We start from the raw sequence: 9,600 nt of genomic DNA, 5'->3' as shown, positions 1-9,600 counted from the left end.
AACTCTGCAGCGCAATCGTCGCAAAGAAGCCCGAGACGAACGAGCGCAGGCCGCTGCGCGTGCCGGTGGCAAGGCCGGTGCGCAACCGCGCCCCAAACGCACGCGACACGCCGTCCTTCACCTGGGCCAGGCCGAACAGCAGCAGCGCTACCGCGCCGAACAGGTTGATCATGACGATCGTCGATTCCATCGGAGGCCCCCGCCGCGGCTAGCGCGCCATCGCCCGGTTCGAGAGGCGCGACAGCAGAAGTAGGATCAACAGCGTTACGAAGCCAAGGACAACGGTCAGCGCAGCGGCATCAAAAATCGCCCCACGATCGGATAGCGCGAAGATGTCCACGGGCAAGGTCACCCATCCCGGTGGGTAGACCATGATGGTCGCTCCCAGTTCGCCCATGGAAAGTGCAAAACTCAGAGAGAAGGCGGCGATCAGGTAAGGCGCGAGCAGCGGCAATGTCACTCTGCGGAGGCGATAGAAAGGCCTGGCTCCGAGGCTTTCCGCGACCTTCTCGCAATCCGCGGGAATCCGCGAGAGGCCCGCGGACACATTTCCATATGTGAATGCCGAAATCAGCACGAAATGCGCCGCCAGAACAATGAACCGGGTTCCATTGAGAAGAAACGGCGGATGGCTGAAGGCCACGAGGAGGCCCAATCCGACTGAAACCGATGGAACAGCGCTCGGAATGAAGAAGAGCACGCTCATGATCTGTCGAGGCAGCAGTCTCACGGTCCTCAGGGCGATGGCAGCCCAGGTGCCACAGACGAGAGCCAGGGCACTGGCCAACGCCCCGGTCAGGACGCTCACGATCAGACTCTCGAAGGCGTCGCCTTTCATCGCATTCTGGAAATGAGCGAGGCTGAGACTACTGGGTAACGCGCCGTTCCATTGGCCTGTGAGGCTGGCCAGGAGCAACACGGCAACGGGAACACCGTAGACGAGCAGGAAAAGCGGAACGATGGCGGCCCATAACGCAACTCGCCCTGATTTAGACCACACCAGCACGGCCAGCTCCTCCAAAATATGCGACAACCCATCGGTAGAAGCCGTATAGGCCGAGTGATAGAACGACATTGACGACGGCGATCACACAGGCCGTCACGTAGTCGAATTCCTGTATCGCCTTGCCATAAACCAGCATTGGAAGCGTGATAACGTCTCTCGCCCCGATGAACAGAACGATCCCGAACTCATTCACCGTTAGTAGCAGGCAAAGGCTCCCGCCGGCGACCAACGCCGGCAATGCGGCCGGAAGGATGACCTGCCGAACGATACGGGCAGGACGGGCTCCGAGACTGCTGGCGACTTCGATTTGGGATTGCTCGATAAGCGAAAATGCAGCCAAAAGGGGTCGCATGACGAAGGGTGTGTAAACGGTTACCTCCGCGAGCATCACACCCCATTTCGAATAGAGGAAATCCACCGGCGGCAGATCGGCTCCGAAAAGGGACATCAGCGACTCGTTTACGATTCCCGCGGACCCATAGATGAAGGTGAATGCGAGCGTGACCAGAAACGTCGGCAAGGCGATGAAGGTGTCTATCAGCCGTCCTGCAAAGCGCGATCCGGGGAACGGTACGAAAGCGATCGTGATCGAAAGCGCAAACCCTAACACAAGACATCCTGCAGTCGATCCCACTGCGATGATGATCGTGTTGTATACGCCCCGATGAAACTCGCGAGATACAACCACTTCGGCGAAGTATTGAAGGGTTATCGTTCCTTCGTCGCCCAGTGCCTGCCTAACAATCAGTGCCAGTGGATAAAAAAACAAGGCAACCAAGACGACAAGGGGCGGGATTGTCCAGAACGAGGGCAATCCGGTTCTCCGGTCAGGTGCCAAAGGGACTGCGATATCAGCCATGGCGGCCATCCTCGGGAACAAGCGTTACATCGGCTGGATCGAAATGGACATCGATCCGGTCGCCAGTGATCGGAGGCTCCTTGATGGGCGCGGACGAAACTCGTACCTCCACACCGTCAACATCGATCGCAATATTGTGGACATCACCTTGCCATTGTACGCTGACCACCCTCCCCGACATCGTGTTTGTTGTTCTTGCCGTCTTCTCCAGCTTGAAGTCATGCGGTCTTATGCACAGAAGGCAGTCGGCACCGCCGGGTATGCCGTGCTGATTGTTGGCAAGCAAGGGCGTTCCCCTGTAGCGGACGCTCGCCATTCCGTCGGCCGAGAGATGCTGGGTACTCACCGGCACGAGATTCGCGCGGCCGAGAAACTCGGCAGCGAACCTGTTCGGCGGATACCGAAATAGCGAACGGGCATCACCGAATGCACGCAACTTCCCGTCCCTCATAATGCCAATGTGGTTGGCAAGCGTCAGTGCTTCAGACTGGTCGTGGGTCACATAGAGCACCGTCAGAGACGGCAGATCACGATGCAATTTGGCAAGTTCATCAAGCATGGATCGCCTGATTTGCGCATCCAGCGCCGACAACGGCTCGTCGAGGAGCAGTACTTGCGGCTTAGGAGCAATTGCACGCGCGATCGCGACACGTTGCTGCTGGCCACCGGAAAGCTCGCGCGGATATCGCCGGGAGTATGCGCCCATACCGACCATGGCGAGGCATTCCGGCACCCTGGCCTTTACTATTTCCTCCGGAACACCTTTGGCCCGCAGGCCAAAGGCCACGTTTTCATCCACACGCATATGCGGGAAAAGCGCATAGTTCTGGACGACCATCCCGATGTTGCGGTCATAGGGCGCGAGGTTCGTTACATCCCGCGCGCCAATCGATATCTTCCCGGAAGACGGCCGGACAAATCCGGCAACGGCCCGCAAAGCTGTCGTTTTGCCGGAACCGGATGGTCCGATCAGCGATACGATTTCGCCTGACCTCACAGTCAGCGAAAGCGAGTCCAGCACGACGGTGCTGCCATATGCTACCGAGACGTTGTCGAATCCGATCGTTCCGCCTGACTGGGAAGCGACGGCCCCTGAAACCGTCGCGTATTCGGTTTGGTAAAGTGCCGTCGCCCTAGCCATTTATTCGCCCACCGTCACGTCTTTGTAGCGGGCAACGTCACCCTTGAGGTCGGCCAGGACGCTGCCCCAGTCAGGAGACCATATTTCCACGCCGTCCAGCATCGCGTGGAGCTTCTTGTAGTTCTCGTCGTCCGGCTTCACGTCGTTGCGCACTGGAAGGCCCATTGCGACTGTGGAGACTTCCTTCTGTGCAGCCTCGCTGAGCAGGAAATCAATGAGTTTCTTGCCATTCTCCTGCTCGGGGCCGCCCTTCACGAGGCCGATGAAATAAGGGATCGGAAACACGCTCTTCTTGCCGTCCGGGCCGGCCGGAAGGAAAATCTTGATGTTTGGATTTTCGGCTGATTGGGCCAGGTTCATTTGCATGTCGCCGTTCGCGACATAGAGCTCGCCCTTGTTGACAAGAGCCGTGAGCTTGCCCGTTGATGCCGAAGGTCCAAGGTTGTTCACCTGCAGCTTCTGCAGATAGTCGAATGCCGCGTCCTTGCCCCCGAACGTCTTGAACGTTTGAAGCATGAAGGCCGTACCATCGCCAGCTTGGCCCGGTGTGGAATATTGGATCTTCCGTTTGAACTTCGGGTCGAGCAGGTCTTCGTAGGTGGCCGGCGGCGATTTCAGCACGTCAGAATTGTAGATGAAGTTCGGGTAGTTGTTCACGACCGCCACGAACATGCCGTTCGGGTCTTTGTCGTGGATTCCAAGCTTGTCCGCGTCTTTCGGGACATATGGCTCAAGCAGGCCGTCGGCAGCTGCTTTTTGGATGAACGGAGGATAAGTCATCAGTACGTCGGCCTGGGTATTCGACTTCTCCTTGGCAACGCGATCCACAACGCCGCTAGAGCCTGCCTCAACGTACTGAACTTCGATTCCCGTGGCCCTGGTGAACGCTTCAAACTGATTTCCGAGCCAGCTAGGGGTCCCATCGTGAAGCCCGTCGACACTATAGATCGTGACGACCTCTCCGGCCTGTACACTTGTAGAGAATGCCGCTGCTACGATGCATGCGGCGGTTAGCGTTAAGCTGGCTTTCATTTGGATTTCTCCTGTCGTTGATGCGTTGCTGTTCCCGGTGCGTATACCTACGGAAGGGTTAGTCCCCTCTCATGTTGAGGCTCATCTTGTTGAGGGATAAACGATAAGTAAAATCTATTCGTTTTATGGATCGATAGACCAAACTTATCAAAGGCAGCGATCGCACATTCAATCGGCAGACGCCGCTAAGAGGGCAAATGGCGGGTCTAAAAATGACGAAGGGCGACGCAAGCGCGCCGCCCTTTAACCCTTCGACAAGGAACCGCTAGGGCCATGGGAGGGAAAACGTCTTGATGTTGGTGAAACTTTTCATCGCTTCTATCACGCCTTCCTTATAGCCGTTGCCGGAATCTTTGATTCCCCCGAACGGTGACATTTCGATGCGATATCCGGGAACCTCCCATATGTTCACGGTACCGACGTTTAATCCCGAAATGTACTTCTGCATCCGCCTGAAGTCATTGGTGCAGACGCCCGACGAAAGCCCAAACGCCGTCGAATTTGAGATGGAGATCACGGCATCGTCGTCGTCAGGTACCCGCACGATTGGAATGATGGGAGCGAATGTCTCCTCCATGACCAGTTCTGAGGAATGGTCGACGCGGTCAACAACAATCGGCGGCAGCAGAGCACCTCGTCGGCCAGGGTTATAAAGCACGTCGGCCCCCTGTTCGGCCGCCATCTCTACCCTCTTCTCGAAGAGTGCGGCGGCCTTTTCGTGAACGACCGTCCCGAGGTCGATAGCGCGGTCCATCGGATCCCCGAACCGAAGTTTCTTCGCGCGTTCGAGCACGAGCGGGACGAAGCGGTCGGCTACCGATTCCTGGCAGAGAATGCGCTTTACGGCCGTACAACGCTGGCCAGAATTCTTCGTCGCACCCGCGACCGCAAGATCTGCCGCTTTCGCAAGATCGTCGTCTGACAGGTCGTTGAGGATGATCAGCGGATCGTTTCCGCCAAGTTCGAGTACTTGCCGCTTGTAGTGAGCGTTCGCCGCGATCAGCTTCCCGACCGGGACACTGCCCGTGAAGGTGATAAGGTCAAAATCGGGATTGGTGATCATCTCCATGCCGATGTCCTGGGGCCATCCGGTGACTACGGAAAGCATCTCGGGCGGCAGACCGGATTCGTACAGGATGTCCGCGAAGAGGAGAGCCGTCATTGGCGTCAACTCGGTTGGCTTCAGAACCACGCAATTGTTGGTAGCGATCGCCGGCGCGATCTTGTGAGCAACCATGTTGAGCGGGTGATTGAAGGGCGTGATCGCCGAGATTGCCCGCAGTGGCTCTCGGGTGGTGAATATCTTGCGGGCCTTTCCATGCGGGGTGAGATCGCACGAAAATATCTCTCCGTCGTCCCGAATGCACATCTGCCCCGCGAGCGTCAGAACGTCGTAGGCACGACCGACTTCGTAGAGGGAGTCGGCCTTGGATATCCCAAGCTCCAGCGTGATGATGTCGGAGACTTCCTCCTTCCTCGCCACCAAAGCCTCGGCCGCGGCAAGCAGAATGCGCTGCCGCTCATAACGTGTGAGCTTTGGCTTGTACGAAGCAGCTATGCCAAAGGCTTTCCTCGCATGGGCGGATGTGCCGGCCGGCACCGTACCGATGACGGTGTCGTTCCACGGGTAGCGCACCTCGATGAGACCTTCGGCGTCCACGGGCTCCCCCGCTATACGCATGGGCATGTGGCGGACGCCAAATGACGTTTCGCGTTTGGTCATGGCGACACCTCAAGCTTTGGGCTGCGCGGCAGCGACGACTGCGTAGTAGAAAGCGTCGAAATTCCTGAGCGCTCCCGCGCCCAACAACTCGGGTACCTTACGGTTGACGATGAAAGGGACCCGTTGCTCGGTCAGGCCGCCGTGTGAGCGGAGCGGCTCGTTCAGGGCAGCAAGGTCATGACGATGCTCGCTGGTCCCAAGAGTCTTGTTCTCGGACGAGATAATGACGAGGTCGCCAATGCGGTCATCTGGGAGTTCGAACCGTACACAGGCCTCAGGGCGGGAAAGGACCACATCGACGCCGGAAATTTTCGACAGGCGATCGATCATCTCTTCGCGGTCGGCACTTTCGGGCAGGTACGCGGTCGCGAACGAACCCAAGGCACCGTGATGAACGACGTATGGATCAGTGATGGGCAGAATGACACGCGCGGCATCTTTTCCGAGCCATTCATCGAACAGGTCTTGAAGATAGACCACGTCAGGTGAGCCGTCTGCCTTGTGCTTGGGCTTCATTCCGTGATCAGCAGTAACGACGATGGCGGCCCCCAGCGCATCAAGCTCAGCGAGATACCGGTCGAACATTTCATAGAAGGAATTCGCTTCTGGAACACCCGGCGCGTATTTATGCTGCACGTAGTCGGTCGTCGTCAGATACATGATATCGGGACGGAACTCTCGCAAGAGCTTAACCCCTGCAGCAAAAACGAACTCGGAGAGGTCGGCCGAGTAGACCTCCGGAACCTCGCGTCCAAGCCAGGCCGAAGCATTCTCGATGCCGTTGTCAGCCTTCGTGGACTTGTCGGACTTCTCGGAGGAGAAGCAGACGGCCCTACCGTCGTCAAACGCCAGGCCCTTACCAAGAAGGGCCCGCAGCTTGTCTTTCGCGGTCACGACAGCAACCTTCGCGCCGGCATCGTAGAACGCCTTGAAGATCGTCGGCGCACGAAGGAACCGAGGATCGTTCATCATCACCTCCGTCCCGGTTTGGGGCTCGTAGAGGTAGTTGCCGCAGATACCATGTACGGCAGGTGGGCGACCGGTCGCGATCGAAAGGTTGTTCGGGTTGGTAAAGCTTGGGATGACGCTAAGCGCCGTGCGTTCGGTCCCCGTTTCCTTGATCCGTTTCAGTGTCGGCATGAGACCGGCTGCGATCGCCTCGTCAAGGTAGGCGGGTTCGCAGCCGTCCAGGCATATGGCGATGGCCGGAGTGTTCGGCCACGGATAGGAACGGCGGTTGACGGCAACGGTCATTTTCGAAATCTGGTTCATCGTTCGGCTCCGAAATTTGAGATTAGGCGGCAAGGCGGGCGCGCTCAGCAAGCGCAGCCGACGGCGGAGCAGCGGTATCGACGCCCATTTCGGCCAGTGACGCCTCAGCAGCCTCGACCACGCGGCGCATGACATGCTCGTCCATACGACCAATGCAGCCGATGCGGAAACTGTCGACCAAGGTGAGCTTGCCGGGATAGATGATGAAGCCCTTGGCCTTCATCAGGTCGTAGAAGCGCTCGAATTGGAAGTTTGCGTGTGCCGGGCTGAAGAACGTGACAATGATGGGCGAGAGCCAGTCATCGGCAAGCAGGGTCTCGAAGCCCAGCTTCCGCATGCCGGAAACCATGACGTTCCGATTGTTTGCGTACCGCGCCCCCCTTGCCGGGACGCCTCCCTCTTCCTCGTGTAACCTCAACGCCTCAAGGAACGCCGCCACCACATGGGTTGGAGGCGTAAACCGCCATTGGCCAGTCTTGTTCATATATTCCCATTGGGCGTGGACATCGAGGCTCAGCGAGTGACTTCTGCCCTTTGCAGCTTCGAGCTCGCTTTTGCGTGCGATGACAAAGCCAAAGCCTGGAACGCCTTCGATGCACTTGTTGGCAGACGAGACGATCGCTTCATAGCGAAAATCGGCGAGACTGGCTGGAACCGCGCCGAACGCGCTCATGGAGTCAACCAAAAGCTTGCGTCCACGAGAGTAGACGGCGTCCGATATCTCCTTGAGAGGGTTGAGAATGCCGGAACTTGTCTCACAATGGACGACGACCACGTGGGAAATCGCGGGGTCTGCGTCGAGTGCTGAAGCAACCTCGGAACCCCTCGGAGGCATGTAATCGCCCTTGTCGATGGTGACCTGCTCCCGCCCCAGGTACGAGAGGGTCTGGGATATCCGTTTTCCATAGGCACCGTTCATCAGGACCAGAGTCTTTCCGTCCTTCGGAATGAAGCTACCAAGCATGGCTTCAACGGAAAACGATCCGCTCCCCTGCATCGGAACGCAGTCCAATTCACCGTTGTCTCCCGCGATCGCAAGCAGGCTGTTTCTCAGCGATGCCGTCATACCCCGGAAGTCAGCATCCCACGAACCCCAGTCGCGGAGCATCGCGGCCTTGACCTCGTATGCCGTGGTAAGCGGCCCGGGCGTAAGGAGATAGGGCTCCCCCAGTCTGGGTGTTTCGAATACCTTTTTGATCGAGGCGGTGGCTGCAGCTGACATCATTCTCTCCCACGCGGTTGGTGTGACCAGGAGAATGGGAGTAGGCAATCTATATGTAAAATCGTTATTTCGTATTGATATATCGATTCTACCTATGATAACTTCGGTGGAGAAATTGGGGAGCTAAAGCGTGCGATACGTCCAACTCCGTGCCTTCCACTACGTAGCGACATGCGGCGGTTTTTCTCGCGCTGCGGAAGCCCTGTTCCTCACGCAGCCGGCCATTTCCGACCAGGTCCGCAAGCTGGAGGAGGAATATGATGTCCTCCTTTTCATGCGAAACAAGAAGCAGGTAATCCTGACACAGGCCGGACGTGATCTTCTCGAAATCACCAAACGCATGTTCGACACCGAGCAACAGGCACTGGATCTGTTGTCGGAATCTCGAGCGTTGAGGTCAGGAACACTTCGGATCGTTGCGGACGCTGCCCATCACCTGCTCCCGATACTCGCTGTGTTTCGTGAGAGGTTCCCGACTGTGCAGATATCGGTCAGAACGGGCAATACCGAAACGGTCGTTTCCAGTCTCTTCTCGTATGACGCGGACATTGGGGTCCTCGGTGAAATCCCCCAAAGCCGAGACTTCGATATCGTTCAGTTGAATTCGACACCAATCGTGGCGTTTGTCTCCGCCGGCCACCCGCTTGCTACCAAAGGAAAGGTGACCCTGCCCGAACTTCAAAACCACGCCTTGGTGATGCGTGAACGGGGATCGAAAACCCGACAAAAGTTGGAGGACAGCGCGTCTGCCGCGGGGATCACCTTGGTGCCCACTATCGAGGCCGAAGGACGCGAAGCGGTGCGCGAAATTGTTGCGGCGGGCGGTTGCGTGGGATTCGTTTCCCAAGCTGAGTTTGGTAGGGACGGACGGCTCGTTCCGTTGGAAATCGTGGGGGCGGATATGCTGATGGATGAAGCATTGATCTGCCTGAAGGAGCGGACCGGGGCCAAGCTGGTCAATGCTTTCTTCAAGATCGCGCGCTCCGCGGATGTTCTACCGAACCGATAACGACGCAGAGTCTGAAAGCCGAACTCCAGCACTTTAAAAAGCCCTGAAGCTCGGCCCGAAGACCACGCAGGTCAGATTTCAGCGYGCGGCTTTCAGTTCGTCAAAGACACCCATTTTCTTCATCGAGCTCACCAGACCAGTAAGGACAATCACCGCAACGAAAAGCCCGACAAGCACCATCGCATARGAGAGCTCCTGATCCGATATCGAATCGGCCGCCACCCGGTAGAACTCGGTGGCCAACAGCGCGATCAGCGTCGACGACATCGTCGAGTAGTCCTTGGCAATAACGCGCCTCATATTGAATGCCATTCCTTCCGTGGATGCCGAAAATGC

Annotated in this window: 8 protein-coding genes and 2 pseudogenes; 1 reads left to right on the top strand and 9 read right to left on the bottom strand. The window is 57.6% G+C overall.

The window, feature by feature from the left end:
- From AC1DPR_RS31065 to AC1DPR_RS31030, 8 genes and pseudogenes are all read right to left on the bottom strand, one after another.
- Positions 1-190: pseudogene (locus AC1DPR_RS31065) on the bottom strand (Na/Pi cotransporter family protein); the annotation flags it as partial.
- 18 nt (positions 191-208) lie between these two features.
- On the bottom strand, positions 209-1,006 hold the full coding sequence (locus tag AC1DPR_RS31060) for an ABC transporter permease subunit (protein WP_477817919.1): 798 nt from the start codon (positions 1,004-1,006) through the stop codon (positions 209-211).
- Positions 990-1,865, bottom strand: coding sequence for a 2-aminoethylphosphonate ABC transporter permease subunit (locus tag AC1DPR_RS31055; RefSeq protein ID WP_477817918.1), 876 nt, complete (start codon positions 1,863-1,865; stop codon positions 990-992). Before AC1DPR_RS31055 ends, AC1DPR_RS31060 begins: the two co-directional genes overlap by 17 nt.
- Positions 1,858-3,006, bottom strand: a complete 1,149-nt coding sequence (locus AC1DPR_RS31050) for an ABC transporter ATP-binding protein (RefSeq protein ID WP_477817917.1) — start codon at positions 3,004-3,006, stop codon at positions 1,858-1,860. The genes AC1DPR_RS31055 and AC1DPR_RS31050 overlap by 8 nt, the downstream gene beginning before the upstream one ends.
- Positions 3,007-4,038: a 2-aminoethylphosphonate ABC transporter substrate-binding protein gene (locus AC1DPR_RS31045; protein ID WP_477817916.1), complete on the bottom strand. Its 1,032-nt coding sequence runs from the start codon at positions 4,036-4,038 to the stop codon at positions 3,007-3,009. It lies immediately after the preceding gene.
- A 265-nt stretch (positions 4,039-4,303) separates the two neighbouring features.
- Complete coding sequence (phnY, locus tag AC1DPR_RS31040) at positions 4,304-5,761, bottom strand: phosphonoacetaldehyde dehydrogenase (protein WP_477817915.1); 1,458 nt, start codon at positions 5,759-5,761, stop codon at positions 4,304-4,306.
- A 9-nt stretch (positions 5,762-5,770) separates the two neighbouring features.
- On the bottom strand, positions 5,771-7,033 hold the full coding sequence (gene phnA, locus AC1DPR_RS31035) for a phosphonoacetate hydrolase (RefSeq protein ID WP_477817914.1): 1,263 nt from the start codon (positions 7,031-7,033) through the stop codon (positions 5,771-5,773).
- A 22-nt stretch (positions 7,034-7,055) separates the two neighbouring features.
- Complete coding sequence (locus tag AC1DPR_RS31030) at positions 7,056-8,255, bottom strand: 2-aminoethylphosphonate--pyruvate transaminase (RefSeq protein WP_477817913.1); 1,200 nt, start codon at positions 8,253-8,255, stop codon at positions 7,056-7,058.
- 130 nt (positions 8,256-8,385) lie between these two features.
- Here AC1DPR_RS31030 and AC1DPR_RS31025 point away from each other — a divergent pair, with 130 nt between their 5' ends.
- The gene (locus tag AC1DPR_RS31025; protein ID WP_477817912.1) at positions 8,386-9,264 is read left to right on the top strand and encodes a LysR substrate-binding domain-containing protein; all 879 of its coding nucleotides are present in this window, start codon (positions 8,386-8,388) and stop codon (positions 9,262-9,264) included.
- A 78-nt stretch (positions 9,265-9,342) separates the two neighbouring features.
- On the opposite strand, the pseudogene AC1DPR_RS31020 reads toward AC1DPR_RS31025, so the two are convergent.
- Positions 9,343-9,600, bottom strand: a pseudogene (locus tag AC1DPR_RS31020) (methyltransferase family protein); the annotation flags it as partial.

The sequence above is a fragment of the Rhizobium sp. 01T417 genome, from assembly GCF_056398905.1.
The sequence above is the reverse complement of the archived record's forward strand: the minus strand, read 5'-3'. Positions and strand labels throughout refer to the sequence as shown.

Bases quoted from the DNA above. Each gene is read 5' to 3' on its own strand.
- AC1DPR_RS31055 (WP_477817918.1), bottom strand. From the start codon at position 1,865: ATGGCTGATATCGCAGTCCCTTTGGCACCTGACCGGAGAACCGGATTG.
- AC1DPR_RS31050 (WP_477817917.1), bottom strand. From the start codon at position 3,006: ATGGCTAGGGCGACGGCACTTTACCAAACCGAATACGCGACGGTTTCA.
- AC1DPR_RS31045 (WP_477817916.1), bottom strand. From the start codon at position 4,038: ATGAAAGCCAGCTTAACGCTAACCGCCGCATGCATCGTAGCAGCGGCA.
- phnY (WP_477817915.1), bottom strand. From the start codon at position 5,761: ATGACCAAACGCGAAACGTCATTTGGCGTCCGCCACATGCCCATGCGT.
- phnA (WP_477817914.1), bottom strand. From the start codon at position 7,033: ATGAACCAGATTTCGAAAATGACCGTTGCCGTCAACCGCCGTTCCTAT.
- AC1DPR_RS31030 (WP_477817913.1), bottom strand. From the start codon at position 8,255: ATGTCAGCTGCAGCCACCGCCTCGATCAAAAAGGTATTCGAAACACCC.